Raw genomic sequence first — 24,428 nt, 5'->3', positions numbered from 1 at the left:
ATTACCGATACCTACAGCTTCACTCTCTGCAAGCGAAGCGCGTTGAGAACCACCGATACCGAGCTGAGCGCCATAGCCGCTCCCGCCAGCCATGGAGCCAGGAAGCCCGCCGCAGCGACCGGTATGCCGATGGAGTTGTAGGCGAGCGCCCAGAACAGATTCTGCTTGATATTGCGCATCGTGCGCTTGCTCATCAGAATCGCATCCGGCACGCCTTCCAGGTCGCCCCGCATCAGCGTCACATCCGCGGCCTCCATCGCCACGTCGGTGCCCGTACCGATGGCAATGCCGACATCGGCCATGGCGAGGGCGGGCGCATCGTTGATGCCGTCTCCGACCATCGCAACCTTGCGGCCCTGCTCCTGCAGGCGCTTCACTTCGGCTGCCTTACCCTCCGGCAGCACCTCGGCCAGCACCTCATCGATGCCGACCTCGGCGGCAATCGACTTGGCGGTCCGTTCATTATCGCCCGTGATCATGACCACCCGAAGGCCGAGCTCCTTCAGGCGGGCTACCGCCTGCCGCGAGCTGTCCTTCACCTGGTCGCTCACGGCCAGCATGCCGGCGTACTGCCCGTCGACGGCCAAGAGCAGCACGGTCTTGCCGGCCTCCTCGAGGGCCGTCATCCCGTCCAGGGCCGTGCCGGCGTCCACGCCCTCACGCGCCATCAAGCGGCGCGTTCCAGCCAGCACGCGGCGGCCCTCCACTACGGCGGCGATGCCATGGCCCGGCACCGCCTCGAACGCGGAAGCCTCCGGCAGCTCGTGGCCCCGAGCACGGGCCCCGGCGATCACCGCTTCCGCGAGCGGATGCTCCGAGCTGCGCTCGGCCGCACCGGCCAGGCGCAGCAGGTCCGCCTCGTTCCAGCCATCGGCAGGAACGACGCTCTCCAGCTCAGGCTGGCCGCGCGTGATCGTGCCGGTCTTATCCAGCACGATCGTGTCCAGCGCCTGAGCGCTTTCCAGATGCTCGCCGCCCTTGAACAGAATGCCGTATTCGGCCGCACGGCCCGAACCCGCCATGATCGAGGTCGGCGTCGCCAGACCCAATGCGCACGGGCAGGCGATGACAAGCACTGCGATTGCTTTTTCCAGCGCCCCCGCAAAGCTGCCCGGCTCAACGATAAAGAACCAGACGAGGAACGTTACCAACGCGATCCCGACGACAATCGGCACGAAGATGCCGGAGATGACATCCGCCACCCGCTGAATCGGCGCCTTGGAGCCTTGCGCTTCCTCCACGACCCGGATGATCTGGGCCAGTGCGGTCTCGCGGCCAACCTTGGTCGCCCGGATGCGGAGCGAGCCATTCTTGTTGACGGTAGCGCCGATGACAGCATCGCCCTCCCGCTTCTCTACAGGAATGCTCTCCCCGGTCAGCATCGATTCATCCACCGCCGACGTGCCGAAGACAACCTCGCCATCGACCGGGATCTTTTCCCCCGGCTTTACAATAATTACGTCTCCGGGCACAACCTCTTCAATCGGCACGCTGATCTCTGCCCCGTCCTTAAGCACCAGCGCCGTCTTCGCCTGCAAGCCCATCAAGGTTTTGATCGCTTGGGAGGACCGTCCCTTTGCCATCACCTCGAACCATTTGCCCAGCAGGATCAGCGTGATCAGCACCGAGCTCGTTTCATAATACAGCTGGGGGGTATGTCCGTGGCTCATCGACAAGCTGTCCAGACTGAGATACAGACTATAGAAATACGCCGCCGACGTCCCCAGCGCAACCAGCACATCCATGTTGGCGCTCTTGTTGCGCAGGGCCTTGTAAGCCCCGATATAGAAGGTTCCTCCGATCAGGAACTGAACCGGTGTGGCCAGAATGAGCTGGAACCACGGATTCATGAACAGCTCGGGGGTCCAAATAAACGAAGTGAACGAAAAATGCCCGGCCATCGCCCACAGGAGCGGAAAGGACAGTACCGCCGAGACGATCAGCCGAAGCTTTTGCTTGCGGATCTCCGCCTTTCTTGCCTCATCCGTGTCCTGCTCGGATTGCTTCAGAGCCGCCTGATACCCGAGCTGGCTCACCTTCTTCAAGATGTCATCCATCGACACTTGACCAGATGTATACTTAACCTGAGCTGTCTCCAGCGCAAAATTGACATTGGCCTCCACGCCTTCCATCCGGTTCAGACCCTTCTCGATCCGGTTGGCGCAGGCCGCGCAAGTCATCCCCGTAATTTGCAGGGTTGCCGCTTGATCACTGGCCGCAGGATTTGTCTTTGCCGTTTCCATACCCACACTTCCTTTCGATGCTTCATACCCCTAGGGGGTATATAGAAGGCGACAGAAATTTCTTTCTGTCTATTCGCCTACCACGTCATAGCCTTGCTCTTCAATGGCTCCCTTGATCGCTTCAACCGTAACCTTATCCGCGTCGTAGGCTACCGTGACACTCTTTGCAGCCAGATCTACCTTCGCTTCAGCGCCAAGCTCTTTTACCGCGCCTTCCACAGACTTTACGCAATGGTTACAAGACATTCCTTCTACCTTCAAGGTTACATTCGACATCTTATTCATCCTCCTAAAAGTTTTATAAAGCAAGCTCAATTTCCTGCTACTTCATCAGCTTCTGAACGGTTAACAACAGCTCATCAACTACTTCTGTCTCTCCCGCCTGAATGCGTTCGATCACGCAGCTCTTCATGTGTCCCTCCAAAAGAAGCTTGCCCACACTATTTAAAGCCGATTGAACAGCCGCAATCTGATTGAGCACATCATCGCAATAGGTATCCTTCTCGATCATCCCTTTAATTCCGCGAATCTGTCCCTCGACCCGGTTCAACCTGCTGATCAGATTGCTCTTCACCGCATCGGAGTGGTGACTGTGCCTTGCATGAGCATGCTCGCCAGCCTCATGAGAACAACATGCTTCCGGCTTGGCCGCTTGATCCTGATGTCCGGCAGCACCATGACCAGATAGCTTGCTTAACTCTTGTTCATTCACCATCTTCACTTCCTCCTCCCCATCCTTTTGTCCAGGGAACAACAGTCTATTCACATCAAACTTCCTGCTGTTGAGTACATCATACTATACCCCCAGGGGGTATGTAAAGAGACCTTCTTTTTTTATTTTTCACACATACCATTCAATCTATGTATCACACTCGCACTGATAAAGAGCATTTAGCAACTTTCTTTACGCGCTTGTTTCGACGCCCGAGCAGATTACGCATGCATAAAAAATCCGGTAATGCCTCGCTATGACGAGGGATTACCGGGGAACGTATCTGCTGTCCAGTTTTAATCGATAGCCTTGCCTGTAAAGAGCTCAACTCTTGCTTTTACCAGCGCTGTGTATTGCTCCTCCATTTCTCTAGCTCCAGCCTTATCTAATTCGGCGAGGAATTCATCATACACCTGATCGAACTTATCCGGCGCTTCCAAGATGGCTGCTGGAATTCTCTTTTGGATAATATCCTGTGTTTTCTGATATGTAACCTGATAGTCTCCATCCGTCGGAACCTGCATATTGTACAAGGCTCCCCACTCTTTGACCGGAAGCTCCTCCTCACTAGGGAACAGATCCTTCCAGGTCGTGGCGCTATAAGCAGCGAGAGTTTCTTTTTCAACCTCCGAATAACTGGCGATAATCTGCTCCGGGAAATTGGTTGTATAATAGTTGCCTGTGGCATCCTTCACGCCATCCCCGTAACGCGGTCCGAAGATGGTGTATAGATCAATCCCCGTCTCCTTGGCAAAACTGTTGGTATCGTTTACTTTTCGATCGAGTACATCCTCAGGGATGACACGAACGCCATCTTCCACGTTATAGTGTTTCCCCTCGATTCCCCAGTTTCTCAGCACCTGGCCCTCGTCCGATGCCAGCCAGTCAATGAACTTGATCGCACGCACCGGATTTTTGCAAGCGGTTGTAATACTGATTCCGTAGCCGTCCACTCCGAAAGACTGCATCGCATGGTCCTTGTATTCTTCACTCAGTGTCACCGGAAAGTGCGCGTAGGTGTACTCGTGTTTGCCCGCGGCTTTCAGTGCATTCTCCGCTTCACCGTATTCCCAATCCACTGAGGTCAGACCCAGGACACGGCCGCTGGCGATTTTGGCTTTGTATTGATCTTCTTTTTGGACAAAGGAATCCTTATCCAGCAATCCGTTATGATACAATTTGTTCAACCAGCGGAAATATTCCCGTTCTACCGGTCGTTTATAATGAAGCACCGCTTCATAGGTTTCAGGATCCACATGATATTCGCCGTCATTCATTCCATTCGTAGTGTTATTGGCTTGATTCGTTACGGTTATCATCATTTTCCAGCCATCCGCATTCAGCGTGAGAGGAATCGTCGGTTGTCCGTCCGTGGTCGGATGTTTCTCCACATAGGCTCTAAGTACGTTCTCAAAGTCATCGATCGTTTTGACTTCCGGATAACCAAGCTCCTTCAGCACGCGATGCTGAATCTGGAAGCCGTTTACGGCATCAAAATATTGCTGTCCAACGCCGATATTGGTCGGAATTGAATAGATCGCCTGATCCTCAATACTGTATTTCATGCGGTTCATATTTTCGCTCATCAGCTTTTTAATATTAGGGGCATGCTCCTCGATCAGTTCCGTAAGGTCGATAATCGCCTCACTGTCTACCAGCTTGCCAAGCTCGCCTTTTGCAAAAATAAGATCAGGATAATCGCCGCTGGCCGCCATAAGTGAAATTTTATCCTGGCCGCCGCCGCTGCCAACATCAAACTCCGCATTCAGGGTAACTCCGGTTTTAGCGGTGATTTCCTTGCCGACTTCATCCTTCATGTTATTCCAGTTCGGGCTTGCATCAGCACCAAAAAAGGTAAACGAGATCGGACTATTCTCATCTCCGCCGGTTCGATTCCCCGAATTTGAATCCACGGCATTATTTCCTGAACTACCGCAGCCTGCAGATATGAGCAACATACCAGCCAGTGCAAAAACTCCAATTTTTTTATTTAAGCTTCGCATCTAATCATCCTTCCCCCTGTCTATTTCCTGATTCATTTCAATTGAATGCGCTTACTTTCATCGAAGCGAACCACCCTGGCCGGCGAATGGTGGTCTTGCTTACAGGTATTATTCTAGCGTACCGAATAAGACCGAACCTTGATTTTCAAGTCATCCAATAGCATGATATAGACATGTATGCAGGCTAAGGGGGCATTGAGGTCATGACGAACGTCTACTTGAACTGGTTTACAATGGATGAGGATTTCCCTTTCTTCATTCAATATGGAGGCCATGATGAAGACACCAACACCCATAACCATGAGGATTTCTCCGAGCTGGTCATTGTCCTGAACGGGCATGCCACACATATCGTGAATAATGAAGAAGCTTTTATCAAGAAGGGCAATGTGTTTGTCATTAACGGCAGCACCTCCCATGCCTATAAAGAGCCTCAGGACTTCAGGATCTGCAACATTATGTATAAACCGGAGTTGCTTGAATCCGCCGCCCAGGATCTGCGGACACTGAACGGCTTTCAGGCGCTGTTTATTCTAGAACCGTTCTATCGGAACATTACGACGTATAAAAGCAAATTGAGCTTGACCATGTCCAGTCTGGAGTATGTGGCGCATCTGGTCGCTGCCATGATCGAGGAATACGAATCCCGGCTTCCCGGCCGTCAAACGATGCTTACTTCGCGCTTTATGGAGCTCGTCGTTTACTTATCCAGACATTATGACCATGGTGAAAAGGATCTGGACAGTGCCATGATGCATCTGGCGAATGCCGTCTCCTACATTGAAGATCACTACCTCGAGCCGATTACGCTGGAACGCATCGCTGCGAAATCCAATATTTCCATTCGGCATTTGAACCGGATTTTCAAGGCCTATTATCAGACCACGCCGATCTCTTACCTTCAACGGCTTCGTCTTGAAAGAGCCTGTATGCTCCTCAAGCAGACCCACTTATCCGTCACGGAGATCTCTTATACCTGCGGATTTAATGACAGCAATTATCTTACCCGCCAATTCAAAAAAGCTTACGGCGTGTCGCCGCAAGCCTATCGGAAGAACCGATGAACTAGCTCACCGGTTCGTAGTCGAACCAGTCGAAATACGCCGGAGTCGCATGCTCTGAAGGACTTGTTGCATACATCGCAATAAAGACCCCTGTAAAGCCGCCGGCGATTTCCGTGGACAGCAAATGCGACTCGCCCCAGCCCATCTCAAGCACCTGCGAATCCATCGTAAGGAACGAAGCTTCGAACCTCTCCGGAAGCGCACGGATTTGCAGCACGCCACTCCCCTCCGGGCAATCGCGAAGGTCTTCTACCTTCATCGAGCCGACCGTCCGCCGGAATACCAGAACCTTCCGGCTTCCTTCGAGTCTTACAGCGAGCTCATAATGATACTTGCTGTTCATGTATATGGTTAACCCCGCCTCTTCCCCCTCGTTCAACGGCTCAAATTCTATCGCTGCTTGTATGCGGCTGGAGAAATGACTGAGCCGGCGCCCGACAAAGGCTGGAGAACCGTAATCGCTCAACGTCGTTGGTTGACCATATAAGGTCAGATATCCAGGGCGCTTTTCCAACGACCAGCTGCCCAGCTTCGGATTCCGCAAAAAGGCCCATTCCCAGCCCAGACGGGATTCGTCGAAATCATCTCTTACCGGCCTCTCAGGCCAACGGGTCTCGGGGAGCTCGGGCGCCTCCATCACGGGATGAATATGACCATGATTGCCGATGATCGGCCATCCGTCCTCCGTCCAGGATACGCCGGCAAGAAATACTTCTCTGCCCAGATGGTGGCGATACGGATAGGATACCGGTCTTATTCCCAAGCATACCGCCCACCAGCTGCCGTCCTGGGCTTGGACCAGATCCGCATGGCCGGTAGCTTGTATTGAAATGTCCATGCTCCGGTTCGAAAGAATGGGATTGTCGGAGAAGGATTCATAGGGACCGTACGGATCTGCGCTCCTGGCAATGGTCACCATATGGCCGTATTCAGTCCCGCCCTCGGCGATCATCAAGTAATAGAAATCCTTGATTTTGTATATGTGAGGGGCCTCAGGATGGGCCCCGCCGGCCCCCTTCCAGATCAGGCGGCTCTCGGTCAGCATCCTTCCGGTCTCGATATCGATTTCACATTGATAAATACCGCCGATACGCGCAGATTGAAGGTACACACGGCCATCGTCGTCGAACAAAAGGGAGGGGTCTATGCCATCCTGAGCAACTGTTATCGGCTTGGACCAGGGACCTTCCGGATTCCTCGTCTTCACGTAGAAGTTTCCGATTCCGCCCACATTGGTGGTCACCATATAGAACCACCCCTTATTATAACGAAGGGTGGGCGCATAGATACCGCTAGAATTCCCTGCACCTGCAAGCAGCAGTTGCTCTTCGGTAGTTAAACAATGGCCGAGCTGCCGCCAATGAACCAGGTCCTTGCTATGAAAAATAGGTACGCCCGGAAAATATTCAAACGTGCTTGTAACCAAATAATAGTCCTCACCGACTCGGCAGATGCTGGGGTCAGGATAAAAGCCAGGGATAACGGGGTTCGTGAACTGCATCCATTGCACTCCTGTCTGAATCGTATTTAGCGTGCTGTATAAGTTGAATCAATATGCTTACTTCCAGAGGCAGCGTGTAAAGTGTTCCTACGATCGCTGTTATTCGCGGATTTCTTTGATTCAACTAAATTAGGATAAGGCAGAAATCCGCTTTCAAAGGCGAACACTATCGTTTCTTCGTAACACTTTACACTTATGCCCTTTGAAGTAGTTTTGAATTCAACTCATATAGAATACTTCTCCGTCTTGCCGGAGGAAGCTCTCAATCCCTATTATATTTCACGATAGGACATGGAACCTTCACTTTCGGGTCATGCTACTAGCATGATATAGACATTGTGATATTCGTTTTGTCCTGCCTGGTTTTTAGCTGCAAATACTCACTTCTTCAGTTCAACGCAAAATAGTAAAGACCCTGAGCATCACAAGGATGCTTCAGGGTCCTGACAATTCAGCTCTATTCAAATCTGCTAACTCATGTTCATCCGAGCCTCAGGCTCTCCCGATCGATTACTGGTAGCCCCAGATCATCGTGAACAGGGTTCCGAATATCGTCACCAGGCCTACAAACAAGGCATAGATGAGGTTAGTGTAAAGTGCCGTCTTGGAGCCGTTCTCCCCGATATGCATGAACAGGAAGAGCTGGACGCCCATTTGAATCGCCGCGCTGATGATGAGGATCGTCATGCCTACTGCCGCAGACATATCCAGGAAGACTACGGACAGGGCAACAACCGACAGCAGCAGGGATAATACATAGCCCAGAATGTGCTGAATCGGGAACAATTTTTTCATGTCACTCATGTCACATCATTCCTTTCAAGTATACGAAGCTGAAGATGAAGATCCAGACGACGTCAAGGAAGTGCCAATACAGCGAGAAGATAAAGGTCTTGTTCGAAGTATCGAGCGTGAAGCCCTCCTTCTTGATCTGCAGCAACAGTCCGCCGCCCCACAGCAGACCCAAGGTCACGTGGAGGCCGTGCGTGCCGAGAAGTACAAACAAGCTGGACAGGAATGCGCTCGTCTGCAGCGTTGCTCCTTCATGCACATAGGTAACGAATTCCATGATTTCAACGCCAAGGAACACCAGACCAAGCACAAGCGTAATTCCAAAGAATAGGAGCGCGGGCTTTTTCAACCCCAGACGCATACTGTTAATCACCAGACCAATTGTGAAGCTGCTCGTCAACAGGACAAACGTTTCAATCAATACAGGTCCAATCTCGAAAATCTCATGTCCGCCCGGGCCGTTCCCCGTCCGGTTCCACAGCGCAAAATACACGGCAAACAGAGTTGAAAACAGAACAATTTCAGCGCCAAGGAACATCCAGAAGCCAAGAATCCGATTGCTATTCTCCTCGGAACGGTACTCCAGCGGCAGTGTATTATCTAGCTTCATACTTGTTCACCCCGCAATCTTGACTCGGTCTCTTGAATTTCTTTCACCGGAATATGACGCCCATGATCGCGTTCGAAGGAACGAACTGCAAGCATGATCAGAATGCCGATCCCGGAAATAATGGCTGGAGTCCACCAGCTGAATACCATGAAGAAGCCCCAGAAGAAGAACAGTATGGCCAAAATCACCGGCTGGCCGCTGTTATTCGGCATATGGATTTCTTCAAGCTTACCTTGATACAATTTATGTCCGCCTTTTTTCGCTTCCCAGAATGGGTCGAGTCCTGTAACCGTCGGTTCAATCGCGAAGTTATACTCCGGAACCGGGCTATGGGTGCTCCACTCCAGTGTCCGTGCGTTCCAAGGATCGCCTGTAGTATCTCTTGGCGCATAACGGAAGCTCCAGTAGATGTTATACACCAGAATAATAAATCCGATAGCCAATCCCACTGCACCTATGGATGCAATCAAGTTCAACGGACCATAGCCGGTGCTTTCCGAATAAGTGTACATCCGGCGCGTCATCCCGTTCAGTCCGAGGAAGAACAGCGGCAGGAAGGTTACGTTGAAGCTGATTGCGATCGTCCAGAAGGCAAGCTTGCCCTGACGTTCGTTAAGCCGGAAGCCGAACAGCTTAGGGAACCAGTAGTAGAAGCCGGCAATAACGGCAAACACCGTACCCGGAATCAATACATAGTGGAAATGCGCCACCAGGAACATCGTATTATGATACTGATAGTCGGCGCTGGCCATCGCCAGCATGACGCCCGTGACGCCGCCGATCGTAAAGATCGGGATAAAGGCGAGCGCGTACAGCATCGGCGTCGTAAACTCGATCTTGCCTTTGTGCATCGTAAATAGCCAGTTGAATATTTTCACACCCGTAGGAACCGCAATCGCCATCGTCGTGATCGAGAAGACCCCGTTGACCATCGCTCCGTGTCCCATCGTATAGAAGTGATGCGCCCATACCACGAAGGACAGGAGCGAGATGACGACCATACTCCATACCATCGATTTATAGCCGTACAGATTTTTGCGCGAGAAGGTCGAGATAATTTCACTATAAATCCCGAACGCAGGAAGAATAACGATATATACTTCCGGATGCCCCCAGACCCAGAACAGGTTGGCCCAGAGCATATCCATCCCGCCATTGGCCATCGTGAAGAACTGAGAGCCAAACAAGCGGTCGAACATCATCAGTCCCAAGGCCACGGTCAATACCGGGAAGGCAAATAAAATAATGACACAAGTAATCAAGACAGACCAGGTGAACATCGGCATCTTCATCAATGTCATGCCTTTGGCACGCATTTTCAGAATCGTGACAATGAAGTTGATCCCGGTCATCAACGTACCGATCCCCGCTATCTGCAGTGCAATCGAGTAATAGTTATTCCCTACCGTCGGGCTGAACTCAATGCTCGCCAGCGGGAAATAAGCCGTCCAACCCGCGTCCGGCGAACCGCCGATAACGAAGGAGATGTTGAAAAGCATCGCCCCTGCGAAAAACAGCCAGAAGCTGACCGCATTCAGCCGAGGGAACGCCACGTCGCGCGCTCCGATCTGGAGCGGAACAACCACATTCATCAGGCCGATAATAAATGGCATTGCCATAAACAGAATCATGACTACGCCATGCGTTGTAAAAATCTCATTATAGTGCTGGGCATCCAGCAATCCGTTCTCCGGTCTTGACAGCTGTCCGCGCATCAAGAGCCCGTCTACGCCTCCGCGGAACAGCATCAGCAGCGCCGAGATGATGTACATAATCCCGATCCGCTTGTGATCCACGGTCGTCAGCCATTCACGCCATAAGTAGCCCCATTTTTTAAAATAGGTCAGGCCGATCAGAATCGCCAGTGATGCCACGACGATGCTCACCATCGCGCCATAGATCATCGGCTCGCCGGTGACGAAAAATTCGTCCCATTTCATGTCAAGCTTGCTCCCTTCCGTTCATAAGTTGCTGTTAATGTTCTGCCTTTCAAGTGCTACTCATGGTTGTGTTCCGAATGCTCCATCTCGGAGTGATCCATCTCGGAATGATCCATCTCCGAGTGATCCATCTCCGTGCTCTCTTCATCCGTGCTGCCATGATTATGTCCTGCATGTTCCCCTTCAGGCGCCGGGCTGAACTCCAGGTGTGTGGAAGTAAAGGTCTCACGACCTACATGGTCCGCATCAAGCAGAGATTGGAACTTTTCCTCTGTCAAATCCGAAGCCGTCATCTTCACTTCGTCAATCCATTCCTCAAATTCTTTAGTCGAGGTAGCGTAAACTTCAAATTCCATATGGGCAAAGCCTTCGCCCGAGAAGTTAGAGTTCTTGCCCATAAAGGAGCCCGGATGCTCGGCAACCAAATTTAGCTTCGTAACCATGTCACTCATAGCGTACTTCTGTCCGCCAAGCTGCGGCACCCAGAAGCTGGTAATCGGTCCATACGAATAAAGTCTGAATTCGATTGGACGGTTTACAGGAATGTTCACATAGTTCACCGTCTCAATGCCTTCCTCCGGATAGCTGAAATGCCACTTCCAGTTAGATGAAGCCGCATAAATGACTAATGGCTTTTGATCCTCATACCCAGCCGGTACCGTTTCAACCGCATACGTACTGCGAACAGTAACAACTGAAAGCACAGCCACGATAATAACCGGGATCGCGATCCAGGTTATTTCCAACCACTTGTTGCCCTCCTCATGCGGCGGCTCATAGTCAGGCGCTGCCTTGGAAGCTCTGTATTTGGTCAGCATATAAATGTACAACACATACACCACTAGCAGTACAAGCGCCATTACGATGATCGAAAAGATAATAACATTCGACTGTGTCTTGGCTACCGGTCCCTTGGGATTCAGTACCATCAGCGAGCTGCAGCCAGACAGCAGGAGCACCAGGGCCGAAAATACCGCAAGCAGAAGTCCCTTCCTCTTCATAGGATTACGATTCCCCTTTCATAATGTAAGACTTCTCATTGTAGAATTCTCATGTCATGGTCAGACGGATCCCAACCACGCTCAAACATCACTCTAAGATTATGTTAGGGAAGCCCCGATTCATTGACAATTCATATAGAAAGGAATATATGTAATATATTTACAATTAAAAGCGTTATCTTTTTTTATTTATTCAATAATTTCTTGATTTAAGGGCAAATTCGGTTGAATTAGACCGTTTTCGGCGATTTTGATAATTGTTCACAAACCCTTCCTTCACGCCTTTAGTTCGGAAATTTGTCATATTCATCGCAGATTCTTGTGATAATAATCACTTACGTATGTATTTTAAAATCAAATAAAGGACCTCCCTATCGATTGACAGGAGATCCTTTAGTTGTATGTTTTGTATCTATTCTATTACACCTTACAGCAATCTTTGACGCAGCTCTTCAGGTGAAAATTGTGACAATAAACCGAACGGAATATCGAATACCGTTTTGGCTCCTTTTTGCCCTTCCTGGGATAAGCGGTGGGCGGCACGCGCATAAGCAACTAGTACGCTCGCTGTGAACTCGGGATTGCTGTCCAGCTTCAAGCCGAACTCCACAATTTGCTTATTGTTCTCACCCGTTACTCCGCTGCGCAGCACGGTTCCGCCATGCGGCATGGCCGAGTGGTCACGCTTCAATTCCTCTTCACTGATAAAGTGAACGGTGGTATCGTAGTCGGCAAAGTAGTTAGGCATCTCTTTGATCTGGCGCTCAATCTGTGCCCGATCTGCACCTTCCTCTGCTACGACAAAACATTCACGCAAATGCTTCTCTCTGGTGGTTAGCTCCGGATTTTCGCCACGGCGAACACGTTCGACTGCCGCTTCGACAGGAATCGTATACTGCACACCGTTTTTCACTCCGGCTACGCGGCGGATAGCATCGGAATGTCCTTGGCTGACGCCTTTCCCCCAGAACGTATATTCCTTGCCTTCAGGAAGCACCGCTTCCGCCAGAAGTCGATTTAGCGAGAACAAGCCCGGATCCCACCCCGTTGAGATGACGCTGACATTTCCGCCTTGAAGCGCAGCCGCGTTCACTTCCTCGAAATACGCCGGAATTTTGGCATGCGTATCAAAGCTGTCCACCGTATTGAACAAAGCCGCCAGCTCCGGTCCCTGCTCTGGCAGGTCAGTTGCGGAACCGCCGCATAGAATAAGCACATCAATTTCACCTTTATACTTTTCTACTTCCGAAATATGAACAACGCCCTGTGACGCTGCCACCTCATTTGGATGTCTCCGGGAAAAAATAGCGCGAAGCTCGAAATCCGGATTTTGCCGGATCGCCTTCTCCACGCCTCGTCCCAAATTTCCATAACCTACAATTCCTGCTCTGATGGCCTTGGTCACTTATTTGTCCTCCTTCAAAAATAATATGTCCCATTTTAGCGCACCAAGCAATTTTTTTAAATAGCTGACACTAAAGAGGCTGTTCAAAAAGTCAGCTTTTGATCACGAGGGGGTTCAAGAGGTTGATTCGACATCGAATCTTGCGTTCACCCTCGAAGTCCGAGCGGATGCTTACGAGGTATGCTTCCTTTGGAAGCATTTCGCTCTTGTAGGTTCTGCCTACACTCCGTTCCTCCTTCTTCGGATTCTCGCAACCTTCTCGGTGCTGAAAAGCCGACTTTTTGAACTCACATTTAAAGTAAAGAAATTTCTTATGCGGCGCTGCGATCCTCTGCGCTTCGCTCGCCGGAGGAGGCGCCCAGCAGGAAGCACAGGGCCAACAGCAGCCCCGCTGAGGCGCTTATGAACAGTGCCGAATACCCGAACACATCAATCACCCAACCAAGCAGCGGAGGGGAGGTAATAGCCGCAAGCGAGGAGACAAAATAGTAGATCCCGGTCCGCGTCCCGATACTCTCCTCTGCACCGGTTGAAATCACCCAAGGATAGGAATTGATATTAATGCAGGCCCAGAAAACACCGCCCACAATCAACATGACCCGCAGCATCAGGATGGAATCGAGAAAGACGATCGAAGCAAACACAAGGAATAACCCGGCCACACCGGCCATGATCACCTTCTTCTTGCCGAACTTAGCCCCGAGCCATCCGCTTGGCAGCGCAAAGATCAGAAAGGCCAGCGAGAAAAATGTCAGCGAAAATGAGGCCTCTCCATCCATCATGCCCATATGCTTCGTTCCATATAACGTAAATAAAGCCTCCACGCCCTGATAAGCCACGAACCAGCAAAATATAGCCCCAAGGATAAACAAAGTCGTCCGGTCCAATTGATCCTTAATACGCACCGGCGGACGAGCCTCACTCTTGGAAGACACCGCAAGCCCTGTAACGATGGGCTCCTTGATTACCGCCTTCAATACGGCCATACAGATCAGCATCGTAACTCCCGCAAATAAAAAGGGCACAAACGAGCCGATTCCATAGAGCTTGGATCCGACACCAAACGCCAGCACCGAACCGATCCCGCCCATCAGGTTGATGATCCCGTTGGCCCGGGTCCGCTTGGCCTCCGGCGTAATATCCGGCATCAGAGCCACGGTAGGGGCTCTGAACAGACTCATGGACAAGTTCATCAGCACCATGAACAGCACCAGCGTCACAAAGCTGTTATGAAGCGGGATCAAAGAGGCAAATACCGCCCCAAGCGGCATGCCGATCAGAAGGAAAGGCATGCGGCGCCCGAAGCGTGTACGAATTTTATCACTGCGATGTCCAATCCACGGCTGCAAAAACATGGCGAAATAATTATCAATGGTCATCATAAACCCGATTAATGCCGCACTTTTCAGATAGTTATCCAAAAACAGCGGTACAAAGGCATTATACAGCGCCCAGGTCAAGCTGATACTGAAGAAGCCAAGTCCCAGCAGCCATGTTTTTTTCATTGCTTCACGCTCCCGTTTAGTTTGACAGCAGGCCGGCCAGACGGTCAGGGTAGTCGGTGATCATCCCGGCCACTCCCGCCTGAATGAGCGCGGTCATCTCGTGAATTTCATTAACCGTAAAGGGATGATAGGCCACCCCATGAGCAGTTGCTTCAGCAACAAATTCCGGACGCACGGCATACTGAATGGCGTGCAACGCCTCAGCCCCAATCGACCCGGCATACTTCCAGGGCTCATACAGCCCTTCCATATAGAGAATGCCGGTTTTGATCTCGGGTGCCAAGGCTTTACATTCAACCAGGGAATAATGATTGAAGCTTGAAATGACCGTCTGTTCAGACAATGCACAGGCTCTCACGGCCTCAATCACTTTCCGCTCCAGTTCCGGATATTGAATTAGCCCGTTCTTCAATTCCAAATTCAACACCACTCGACTTTTTGCCTGACGGACAAGCTCAAGCAATTCCTCCAGCGTCGGGATCCGCTCCCCTCTGTACTTTTCATCGTACCAAGACCCTGCCTCCAGCTGGCGCAGTTCCTCCAGCGTAACGTCCTTTACCCATGCCGGAGATCCTGTTGTTCGTTGCAGCGACTCATCATGGATCAATACCAGATGCCCGTCCCGGGTCATTTGCACATCCGTCTCAATCCCTGTAGCGCCCAGCTCCAAAGCATATCGAAAAGAAACCATCGTGTTTTCCGGACGGTGCCCGGCCGCACCGCGATGTGCGAAATTTATCAATTCAGACAAAGCAGTTCCTCCTCCATATATCTGCATTTTTAGATGATTAAATATGTATTATCCACGCCCTAAGTATAATCCTGCATTGTCAGCGGAATATAAACACAAAGACCCTCAGCCAGAAATTCAGGCCAAAGGTCTGTAAGGTAGAGCGAGTGTTGCCCTAAGAGCCTAGCTCCCGATTCAGCAGCATGGCATCAGAGAGCGCACGGGTATCCTGCAAGATGTCTCCCGGACGGCTGGCTTTGCCGATAACGTAAGACTCGAATGACATCCCGACAAATTCAAAGCAATATTTCATCTGCTGAATTAGCGGCATCGCCTTCATGCGGGGATCATCTCCTCCGACCGCAATGACGTACGCCTTCTTTTGCGCCATGCTCGCCTTGAAGTCATAGTCAGCACTCCGCAGACTCTGCGACCAGCGATCAATAAAGTTCTTCATCACTCCCGACATCGTATACCAATACACCGGCGTAGCAAAAATAATCTTGTCATGGCGAAGCACTTCCATGATCACCGACTCATAATCGTCAGCCACCGGATCAAACCCTCCCCGCTCATGCCGCTGATCCCGAATCGGTAAAATAGACAGCTCGCGAAGCAGAATCTGTTTATGAGGGAGTCCCTCAAGGGCCAACCGGGTCAATTGCTCGGTATTCCCATCCGCTCGACTACTTCCCTGCAGCACCAAAATACTCATTTTTCTCCACATCCTCCTGCTTGTAATAACATCGCCATGGCCTTGCAAGATTTGCAATCCTTACGACGCAGCCTTCACCGTCCGCCTCCTCCCTGACCCTGCGACGAGGTGGCTACTGGCCTTAGGTCCAGTTCAAAAACCGTCTGCAGCCTGTTATGCCGAGACCCGGAAATCGGTAGAATAAAGACATGAATAACAAACGAACCGCATAACCATCCCCTTTAAATAAACCAAGAAAGCGAGTGTCACCTATGAAAAAATTATTTCGTTCCTCCACCGACAAGCAAGTCTCCGGTCTTTGCGGCGGGCTTGCAAGCTTCCTCGGAGTTGACTCGACAGTCGTCCGCCTGATCGCTGTCGTGCTGGGTATATGCAGCTTCGGCACGACGATCCTTATCTACCTGATTGCCAGCTTGATCGTACCGAAGGAGCCGACCGGCTTTTACAGCTACGATGATCCATTCAACCAGTACTAATTCTATATTATCAAAAGGAGTGTATAAACATGAGTCTATTTGATCGAATTTCCAATTTAACAAAGGCTACCTTGCATGAAGCTTTGAATAAGCTGGAGAATCCTGTTCTGATGACAGGACAATATTTACGGAATTTGGAGGAAGACCTTCGGGTTGCTGAGAAGCTCTTGAAGGAGCAGCGCATGAATGTCAGCATCCAGGAACGCAAACAGCAGGATGCCCTGGAAGCGGCACGCTATAGCGAGGGGCAAGCTCTGGCAGCCCTGGAAGCCGGTGACGATGTAAAGGCCCGTGCGGCGGCGGCAGCGAAGATTCGCCATGAAGAGCTGGCGGGGCAATACGGCGAAGAGGCTTCACAAGCTCGCAGCCGGGTGGTCGAGCTTGAGATTCGCCTGGAGGAAGGCAAGCAGGAGTATGCACGCTTGAAGGAGAAGCGCAATGAGCTGGCGGCTCGCGCCCGCAAGGTCGAAGAACAGAACCAGGCGCAACGTCCGAACTTCAGCTCCGGCCTTGAGACAGGAGCAGCCGCCCGCGGATTCGAGCGTATGGAAGAGAAGATTCTGGAATGGGAAGCCGGCAGTCAGCTCAGAGGAACAACGAGCACAGGCTCCGAGGGCTCTTCATCACTAGAAGACAACTCCGCCGTCAATGATGAACTGCAGCGGCTTAAGGATCAACTGAACAGCCGCAAGGAAGTTTAATTCGGAGACGCGCGTTAATTAAGAGGCTGTGCCGGATGGTTTGATCCAATGACCTCCGGTGCGGCTTCTTTGCGCATTATCCTGCGAGAGCGCAGCCATGCGAGGCCGTCTGAAGATTGATTCAGCGTGCTGGGGGTACTTTCTTGATTTACTAAGCCATAACAAGGTAGAAATCCGCTCACAAAGGCGACCACTCCGTTTCTGCACCAACCTTCACACTTATACCCTTTTACGCAGGCACATTAGGTCGGCATCGTATTGCGCCGCCGAATGCTTAGAAGCTCCACACGTCCCTCCGCAAGTCTGAGGGATGGCAGAATGCACCAGAGTCACTTGCCTAGTCTACAGGCTCGTTCATCAGCATAGCATCTTGATGCCTGATACATTACAAACAGTAAATAGGCAACACCGCATCATTATTAGGGGATGCCCCAATTTCAACAAGCACGCAGAGCAGAGTTATTCCAGTAACTTCAGCAATATACCCACCAAGTACGCATTCAGTGAAAAAAGTTACCTTAAATTCAGCGGAAATACTTGAAATGCGGATTTAGTGAAATTTTTGTACTTAAAGTGGACAAAAACACGGATTTGGCTAGTTACTGGCGATCTAAGGTAAGTTTTTTCACTAAAAGTGGGTTCGTGCGTCGAACGAAGATTTTAAGGGAAGTAATTTCATTAAATCGTTACCGGATGAGCATGAGCAGAAGAATGAGGTGCTCATATCGTCTTGTAGGGCAATTGAAGTTCAGAACAAGACTGGAATGCCGGTGGAGCAAGTTAAGTTCGGAGAAAACTTGAGTATTGGCAGGACAGGCGAGGCTTCGGGGCAAGGCTTGGAGCATCGTGAGGCGGAGGCGCGACTCTAGCGTGAGCGGTACCCTGCATGCATGATGCCGCGGGCTGCAAGCTTGCTGAAATGGCATATGACGCAGTCATGTGCACACTGGAATGCAGTTGAACTGCAAAGGCGAGGAGTCAGGGCATAAGTGTGAAGTGTGCTGTAGAAGCGTCAGCGGTCGCCTTTGTGAGCGGATTTCTCCCTTGTTAGAACCTAGTCCAATCATAGAAATCCGCGAACAACAGCGATCGTAAGCATACTTCACACGTTGCCTCATCTAACTCGCCCTCTTATGTTTTACTGTTTCTCATTATTGCACATGCAGACAACGGCAAACGAAGAAGCATAGCCATTCAGAGGAATTCCCCTGTCGGCTATGCTCCTTATTAACCGTATGAAATAAAATTTTACTTGCCGCTCTTGAACAGCTCACCCATTGCGCCGAGGCTGCCCAGCGTCTCCACCGCATTCGAAGGGATGAAGATTTTGTTAGCAGGCCCCTTAGCCACTTCTTTGAGTGCTTCAAAGGACTGGTAAGCAAGGACTTGTTCATTCAGAGCCGCGTTACGCAGCATTTCGATCCGCGCCTGTTCGGCAGCAGCAACAGCTTCGATCGCCTTTGCTTCCCCGAGAGCTTCCAGCTCTTGAGCTTGACGCAGACCTTCCGCTTCGCGAATCCGTGCTTCCTTGTCACCTTCCGCCTTGAGGATCTTACTTTGCTTATCCCCTTCAGCACGCAAGATCATGTCTTGCTTAGCAGCTTCCGCTTCAAGGACGATCGCACGCTTGTTACGTTCAGCCTTCATTTGCTTATCCATCGCTTCCTGAATATCAAGCGGCGGTTTAATATCGATGACTTCTACGCGCTCAATCCGTACGCCCCATTTTTCGGTTGCTTCATCCAGCGCAATACGGATATCGGAGGAGATTTTTTCACGCCCGGACAACGTTTCGTCCAGCTCCATTTTACCGATGATTTGCCGCATGGTTGCTGTCGAAATGTTGCGAACCCCGTATACATAATCGGAGATACCATAAGTGGCTTGTTCAGGACCTACAACTTGATAGAAAATAATCGTGTCGATCTGAACCTGCACGTTATCCTTCGTGATTACGGTCTGTGGCGGTACATTGGCTTGTTGAATCCGCAAGTCATGGTACGTGCGCACCTGATCGATCACCGGAATCAGGATGTTCAGACCCGGACTCATTAATCTGTGGAATCTACCCAGACGTTCCACAACCCCAACCCGCTGCTGCGGTACAATCTTGATGGTTAGTGAGACAAAGACAACAACAACAATAGCAATGACCGCAATAATAGCCCATTCCATTAAGTGAATTCCTCCCATCGTTCTACTTCGATAATCGTACTGCTCCGTGAAATCACCCTTACCCGCTCATCTTTGGCCAGCAACTGAGTTGATACGGCACTCCACGTGTCGCTCCCGACCTTAACGATTCCGTACTGTCCCGGCTCGATCGGATCGACGACAACTCCCTGTCTCCCTACTAATTCGGTACCCGTGTCCTGAAATCCTTTGGAACTCCGAACCTTTTTGGAAATTGGCTTGGTGAAGATCGTCAGCACGAGCGTTACGATACTTCCAGCCACTACCTGGAGCAAATATGCATCTGGGGCAATCCATGCCACTAACGCTGCCACCAGGGCTCCTATACAGAACCAGAGCATATAAAAGGTCAGCGTAAACATTTCAAGCACCAATATGATACCTGCGGCTATCAACCATACAATCCATGCATCCATTGTGTCAGATGCACCACCTTTCCGCATGATAGTAATATATACGAGGCTCGAACAAAAAAGTATCAGGAATTTCTTTCTTTAGCAAGCTATTTATCGGAAGGCAGGTAAGAAACGGTAAAGGTTAACGGCAGAAACGAAATGAGCTGACGCCGGTTTAGTACCGACGCCAGCTCGCAGCTTAGTTATTCAATACTCATTAAAGGGACATTCATGCGTTTTTGTTGAATTCCTTATTCAACCCTTTTTATGCCTGCACAGCACTATCCAGATCTACATTTTGTTTAAAGACGTCCTGATCGTTCTCGCCCAGAATCTTGCCCGTAATGACACCGGCTGTGATCGAATCGTTAACGTTCAAGGCCGTGCGCCCCATATCGATCAACGGCTCGACCGAGATCAAGAGACCAGCGAGTGCAACCGGCAGATTCATTGTAGATAGGACGATCAGCGAGGCAAAGGTTGCGCCCCCGCCAACGCCGGCTACGCCGAACGAGCTGATGGTAACCACCAGAATCAACGTCAGGATAAAGTCCCAGCTCAAAGGATCGATACCGACGGTTGGTGCGATCATCACAGCCAGCATGGCAGGATAGATCCCTGCGCAGCCGTTCTGACCGATGGTTGCTCCGAAGGAAGCAGACAGGTTAGCGATCCCGTCCGATACGCCAAGGCGTTTCGTTTGTGTCTCTACGTTAAGCGGAATAGTCGCTGCACTCGAACGCGAGGTGAATGCAAAGATCAGTGTCGGCAATACTTTTCTAACATACTGCACCGGATTATACCCGAACAATGCGAGCAGAATCAGATGAATGATGAACATAACGATAAGCGCTACATAGGAAGCACCAACAAACTTGATCAGCTTCAGAATCTCTTGCGGATTGGTTGTTGCCACCGTATTTGTAATCAAAGCCAGAATTCCGTATGGCGTAAGCCTTAACACCAGCGTCACAATTCGCATAACAACCGCATAGACAGCGTCAACCAATTTGCGGAAGGTGTCTGCCTGTTCCGGTTTTTTCTTATCCAATCCAAGTACGGCTACCCCGATAAATGCCGAAAAGATAACCACTGCCAGTGTCGAGGTGCTGCGGGCACCAGTCATATCTGCAAACGGATTTGTTGGAATGAAATCCAATACTTGCTGCGGAATAGATTTATTCGCGACCGATCCCGCACGTTCTTCCAATGCAACACCACGCGCTTGCTCCGCTTCACCCGCTTCAATCTCGATGGCCTTCAAATCGAAGCCAATACTCGTGATGATGCTGACCGAAGCTGCAATCGCCGTGGTAATTAACAGCACTGCGATGATCAGACCGCTGATCTTACCCAGATTTTGCTTGCCCTTCAGCTTCGCAATCGCTGAGATAATCGATACCATGATCAAAGGAATCACTATCATTTGCAGCAAGCCTACATATCCCCGTCCAACCAAATTGAACCAGTCGGTGGACTTTGCAAGCACCTCCGAATCAGCATTATATACCAGCTGCAGAATCACACCGAATACCAAGCCTAGCCCGAGGCCGGTGAAGACCCGCTTCGTAAATGAAATATGTTTCTTTTGCATCCATACCAGCACGCCAAGCAATACCAGCATTATTGCAATATTCAGGATAACTTGAAATGTACCCATCTTAAAATACTCCCCCTGCTAATTATTGTGAACCGTACAGATTGGCAACCTGACTCTTGGTGTAAAGAAGTCGGATCTGTTCAGCTGTTATCTTAGCACATATCATACTAAATAGATAGGATTAATTTATCTAGGAATTTTCGTTATAACTCCCGATGCGAAGGTACCATATATATGAAGTATATATAAGTAATTTTCAATAATACTATCTTTTACCCAATAATTTGTTGGATTAAAAGGTAATTTGCTTCAATAGTCAGAATTACGGTTGTGCAAACGTTTTAACAAAACGAGTTATTCGGTTATGATGGACATAGAATGCTAACTTGAATGGAGGCAACTCTCATAATGAATCGTAATAAAAACACAAAGCCCGGATATCTCAAATGGCTTGGAAGCGCTGTCCTGATCATAGTGATATTAACAGGATGTACTCTCGGAGGCCATAGCAGTCAGGAAATTAATTCCGCTTCTGGGGACTCCGCGAACAGCACGCAACAAGCAGATTCACCGGCCAATTCCGAATCTGTCCCTGGTGGCAGCCCGGTATCGATGCTTGCTACCCAGCCTTCGGACGTATATTATGAGATATTTGTCCGTTCCTTTTATGATTCGGACGGAGATGGGATCGGTGACTTCAAGGGCCTCATTGAAAAATTGGACTATCTGAATGACGGCAACCCGGATACAGACAATGATCTGGGCGTCGAAGGAATTTGGCTTATGCCGATCAATCCTTCCCCCAGCTATCATGGGTATGATGTAACCGACTACCGCGCTATTCATCCTGATTATGGGACGATGGAGGATTTCAAGGAATTTCTCGATGAAGCTCACAAGCGCGACATCAAGGTGATTATGGATCTGGTCGTGAACCATACGAGCAAAGAGCACCCTTGGTTTCTGGAGGCCGCAGCGGACAAGAACAGTCCGTATCGCGACTGGTACATCTGGGCAGAGGATCAGAACCGCAAGACTGGAGGATCCAGTGCTGCCGGAAGCGGAAGTCCGTGGCATACAGCGCGAGGCGACCACTATATGGGGATTTTTTGGGAAGGCATGCCTGATTTGAACTTCGATAATCCTGAGGTTCGTCAGGAGATGAAGGAGACCGGACGATTCTGGCTGGAATTGGGACTGGATGGATTCCGGCTCGATGCGGCCAAGCATATTTATGAGGATCTGATTACTGATAAAGGGCAAGAGACCACGGACAAGAACGTGGCATGGTGGCAAGAATTCCGCAGCAGTATGCTGGAAGTCAACCCTGATGCTTATCTCGTCGGCGAGGTGTGGGATCCTTCACCGGCTCTAGTTGCAAATTATTTGGACTCCGCTCTGGATTCCGGCTTCAACTTCGGACTGGCCGAGACGATTCTAAGTGCAGCCAAGCAGGAGAAGGACAACAACATTGCCTTCACCCTGGAAAGAACTTATAAGCTGTTCGAAGAAAAATCAAAGGGCCAGTTCGTTGATGCCACCTTCCTGACCAATCATGATATGAACCGGGTGATGACTCAACTGGAAGGAAATGCGGATCATGCCAAAATGGCAGCCGGATTAATGCTCACACTGCCTGGGAATCCGTTCATCTATTACGGAGAAGAAATCGGCATGACCGGCGCCAAGCCCGACGAGAGCATTCGCGAGCCGATGCAGTGGCATGCAGGCGGGGCCGGGATTGGGCAGACCACCTGGGAACCTGTTCAATTCAATACCGGCAAGCCCGGGACCAGCGTCGAGGAGCAGCTTCAGAACTCGGATTCCCTACTGTCGCATTACCGGAAATTAATCGCCCTGCGCAATGTCAGCAGTGCATTGAAGGATGGCGCCGTTAAGGAATTTGCTTCAGGCCATGACGGTGTAATTGCTTATCTTCGTCAGAATGATAAGGAATCTGTACTGGTCCTGCATAACCTGACCGGCAAGGAACAGACCCTTCTTCTCGAAGCTGATGAAGAGCAGGCATTCACGAAGATTGCCGGAACCACAAGGGAAGGTGCACAGCTCAGCGCCAATCAGCTTGTTATTCCAGGCTACACTACAACCGTACTTCAGTAACGAAAGGAGGGTGTCCCAGTCATTTAACTGCGCCCATCATAGATGGTTGGGACACCTTTTTAAGAGTGAGATTACGCCGTGCGTTGCGAAATAAGTGCCGAAAGGCATTAAAATTGCTGGTGTGGGCGTCGTGCGGTGATTTTAGTGCACAATGTCACTAAAATTGCTGGCGTGGGTGGTCGAGCGCCGATTTTAATGCAAAATGTCACTAAAATTGCTGGCGTGGGTGGTCGTGCGCGGATTTTAATGCACAATGTCACTAAAATTGCTGGTGTGGGTGGTCGAGCGCCGATTTTAATGCACAATGTCACTAAAATTGCTGGCGTGGGTGGTTGAGCGGTGATTTTAATGCACAATGTCACTAAAAATTGCTGGTGTGGGCGTCGTGCGGCGATTTTAATGCACAATGTCACTAAAATTGCTGGCGTGGGTGGTCGTGCGGTGATTTTAATGCACAATGTCACTAAAATTGCTGGCGTGGGTGGTCAAGCGCGGATTTTAATGCACAATGTCACTAAAATTGCTGGCGTGGGTGGTCGAGCGCCGATTTTAATGCACAATGTCACTAAAATTGCTGGTGTGGGTGGTCGTGCGGAGTAGAGTCCATATAATTGTGTAAAAAGCTAGGCTTCAAAAATAAAAGGAGCCATAGTCAAAATCCTCGTTTAGAATGAGGTTGTCGAGACAACATTCTTTGGAGGGGATTTTGATATGACTCAAT

At 50.4% G+C, this 24,428-nt stretch carries 22 protein-coding genes; 6 read left to right on the top strand and 16 right to left on the bottom strand.

Annotated features, from left to right (window positions below; all coding sequences use genetic code 11):
- Window positions 1-11: 11 nt before the first annotated feature.
- The 4 genes from KI362_RS18855 to KI362_RS18840 form a co-directional block, all read right to left on the bottom strand.
- Window positions 12-2,243, bottom strand: coding sequence for a heavy metal translocating P-type ATPase (locus KI362_RS18855; protein WP_301629446.1), 2,232 nt, complete (start codon window positions 2,241-2,243; stop codon window positions 12-14).
- A 69-nt stretch (window positions 2,244-2,312) separates the two neighbouring features.
- On the bottom strand, window positions 2,313-2,519 hold the full coding sequence (locus KI362_RS18850; protein WP_071784209.1) for a copper ion binding protein: 207 nt from the start codon (window positions 2,517-2,519) through the stop codon (window positions 2,313-2,315).
- A 46-nt stretch (window positions 2,520-2,565) separates the two neighbouring features.
- Window positions 2,566-2,958 carry a metal-sensitive transcriptional regulator gene (locus KI362_RS18845; protein WP_044480825.1) on the bottom strand — a complete coding sequence of 131 codons (393 nt, stop codon included), beginning with the start codon at window positions 2,956-2,958 and terminating at the stop codon, window positions 2,566-2,568.
- A gap of 293 nt (window positions 2,959-3,251) precedes the next feature.
- The gene (locus KI362_RS18840) at window positions 3,252-4,958 is read right to left on the bottom strand and encodes an ABC transporter substrate-binding protein (protein WP_301629443.1); all 1,707 of its coding nucleotides are present in this window, start codon (window positions 4,956-4,958) and stop codon (window positions 3,252-3,254) included.
- A 203-nt stretch (window positions 4,959-5,161) separates the two neighbouring features.
- On the opposite strand from KI362_RS18840, the gene KI362_RS18835 reads away from it, so the two are divergent.
- Window positions 5,162-6,022: a helix-turn-helix domain-containing protein gene (locus KI362_RS18835; RefSeq protein WP_044480331.1), complete on the top strand. Its 861-nt coding sequence runs from the start codon at window positions 5,162-5,164 to the stop codon at window positions 6,020-6,022.
- A gap of 1 nt (window position 6,023) precedes the next feature.
- Here the strand turns inward: KI362_RS18835 and KI362_RS18830 are convergent, their stop codons facing one another.
- The 9 genes from KI362_RS18830 to KI362_RS18790 all read right to left on the bottom strand — a co-directional run bounded on the left by KI362_RS18830 (window position 6,024) and on the right by KI362_RS18790 (window position 16,221).
- Complete coding sequence (locus tag KI362_RS18830) at window positions 6,024-7,523, bottom strand: glycoside hydrolase family 43 protein (RefSeq protein ID WP_301629439.1); 1,500 nt, start codon at window positions 7,521-7,523, stop codon at window positions 6,024-6,026.
- 510 nt (window positions 7,524-8,033) lie between these two features.
- Window positions 8,034-8,318, bottom strand: coding sequence for a cytochrome aa3 quinol oxidase subunit IV (qoxD, locus tag KI362_RS18825; RefSeq protein ID WP_044480827.1), 285 nt, complete (start codon window positions 8,316-8,318; stop codon window positions 8,034-8,036).
- A 10-nt stretch (window positions 8,319-8,328) separates the two neighbouring features.
- Window positions 8,329-8,925, bottom strand: coding sequence for a cytochrome c oxidase subunit 3 (locus KI362_RS18820; RefSeq protein WP_044480334.1), 597 nt, complete (start codon window positions 8,923-8,925; stop codon window positions 8,329-8,331).
- Window positions 8,922-10,865, bottom strand: a complete 1,944-nt coding sequence (gene qoxB, locus KI362_RS18815) for a cytochrome aa3 quinol oxidase subunit I (protein ID WP_301629437.1) — start codon at window positions 10,863-10,865, stop codon at window positions 8,922-8,924. The genes KI362_RS18820 and qoxB overlap by 4 nt, the downstream gene beginning before the upstream one ends.
- Before the next feature lie 56 nt (window positions 10,866-10,921).
- Window positions 10,922-11,866: a cytochrome aa3 quinol oxidase subunit II gene (qoxA, locus tag KI362_RS18810; protein WP_044480336.1), complete on the bottom strand. Its 945-nt coding sequence runs from the start codon at window positions 11,864-11,866 to the stop codon at window positions 10,922-10,924.
- 427 nt (window positions 11,867-12,293) lie between these two features.
- On the bottom strand, window positions 12,294-13,271 hold the full coding sequence (locus KI362_RS18805) for a diaminopimelate dehydrogenase (RefSeq protein ID WP_301629435.1): 978 nt from the start codon (window positions 13,269-13,271) through the stop codon (window positions 12,294-12,296).
- 311 nt (window positions 13,272-13,582) lie between these two features.
- Window positions 13,583-14,776, bottom strand: a complete 1,194-nt coding sequence (locus KI362_RS18800; RefSeq protein WP_301629434.1) for an SLC45 family MFS transporter — start codon at window positions 14,774-14,776, stop codon at window positions 13,583-13,585.
- 16 nt (window positions 14,777-14,792) lie between these two features.
- A complete protein-coding gene (locus KI362_RS18795) occupies window positions 14,793-15,527 on the bottom strand; it encodes a glycerophosphodiester phosphodiesterase (protein ID WP_301629432.1) in 735 nt (244 codons plus the stop codon).
- Between the two features lie 154 nt (window positions 15,528-15,681).
- Complete coding sequence (locus KI362_RS18790; protein ID WP_044480340.1) at window positions 15,682-16,221, bottom strand: flavodoxin family protein; 540 nt, start codon at window positions 16,219-16,221, stop codon at window positions 15,682-15,684.
- A gap of 251 nt (window positions 16,222-16,472) precedes the next feature.
- On the opposite strand from KI362_RS18790, the gene KI362_RS18785 reads away from it, so the two are divergent.
- On the top strand, window positions 16,473-16,697 hold the full coding sequence (locus KI362_RS18785; protein ID WP_301629429.1) for a PspC domain-containing protein: 225 nt from the start codon (window positions 16,473-16,475) through the stop codon (window positions 16,695-16,697).
- Between the two features lie 29 nt (window positions 16,698-16,726).
- Window positions 16,727-17,398, top strand: a complete 672-nt coding sequence (locus KI362_RS18780) for a PspA/IM30 family protein (RefSeq protein WP_301629427.1) — start codon at window positions 16,727-16,729, stop codon at window positions 17,396-17,398.
- A 1,248-nt stretch (window positions 17,399-18,646) separates the two neighbouring features.
- Here the strand turns inward: KI362_RS18780 and KI362_RS18775 are convergent.
- From KI362_RS18775 to KI362_RS18765, 3 genes are all read right to left on the bottom strand, one after another.
- Window positions 18,647-19,573, bottom strand: a complete 927-nt coding sequence (locus tag KI362_RS18775; RefSeq protein ID WP_044480345.1) for an SPFH domain-containing protein — start codon at window positions 19,571-19,573, stop codon at window positions 18,647-18,649.
- Window positions 19,573-20,007, bottom strand: a complete 435-nt coding sequence (locus KI362_RS18770; RefSeq protein WP_301629424.1) for an NfeD family protein — start codon at window positions 20,005-20,007, stop codon at window positions 19,573-19,575. Before KI362_RS18770 ends, KI362_RS18775 begins: the two co-directional genes overlap by 1 nt.
- Before the next feature lie 244 nt (window positions 20,008-20,251).
- Window positions 20,252-21,646, bottom strand: coding sequence for an L-cystine transporter (locus tag KI362_RS18765; protein WP_301629422.1), 1,395 nt, complete (start codon window positions 21,644-21,646; stop codon window positions 20,252-20,254).
- Window positions 21,647-21,994: 348 nt separating this feature from the next.
- On the opposite strand from KI362_RS18765, the gene KI362_RS18760 reads away from it, so the two are divergent.
- The 3 genes from KI362_RS18760 to KI362_RS18750 all read left to right on the top strand — a co-directional run bounded on the left by KI362_RS18760 (window position 21,995) and on the right by KI362_RS18750 (window position 24,307).
- Window positions 21,995-23,707 carry an alpha-amylase family glycosyl hydrolase gene (locus KI362_RS18760; protein WP_301629420.1) on the top strand — a complete coding sequence of 571 codons (1,713 nt, stop codon included), beginning with the start codon at window positions 21,995-21,997 and terminating at the stop codon, window positions 23,705-23,707.
- 135 nt (window positions 23,708-23,842) lie between these two features.
- Window positions 23,843-24,043 carry a hypothetical protein gene (locus tag KI362_RS18755; protein WP_301629419.1) on the top strand — a complete coding sequence of 67 codons (201 nt, stop codon included), beginning with the start codon at window positions 23,843-23,845 and terminating at the stop codon, window positions 24,041-24,043.
- Between the two features lie 3 nt (window positions 24,044-24,046).
- Window positions 24,047-24,307 carry a hypothetical protein gene (locus KI362_RS18750; protein WP_301629417.1) on the top strand — a complete coding sequence of 87 codons (261 nt, stop codon included), beginning with the start codon at window positions 24,047-24,049 and terminating at the stop codon, window positions 24,305-24,307.
- Window positions 24,308-24,428: the final 121 nt, after the last annotated feature.

It is taken from the genome of Paenibacillus apis (assembly GCF_018333295.1).
Lineage (GTDB): Bacteria > Bacillota > Bacilli > Paenibacillales > Paenibacillaceae > Fontibacillus > Fontibacillus antibioticophila.
Note: the sequence above shows the minus strand (reverse complement) of the source record. Positions and strands in the feature narration are given on the sequence as shown.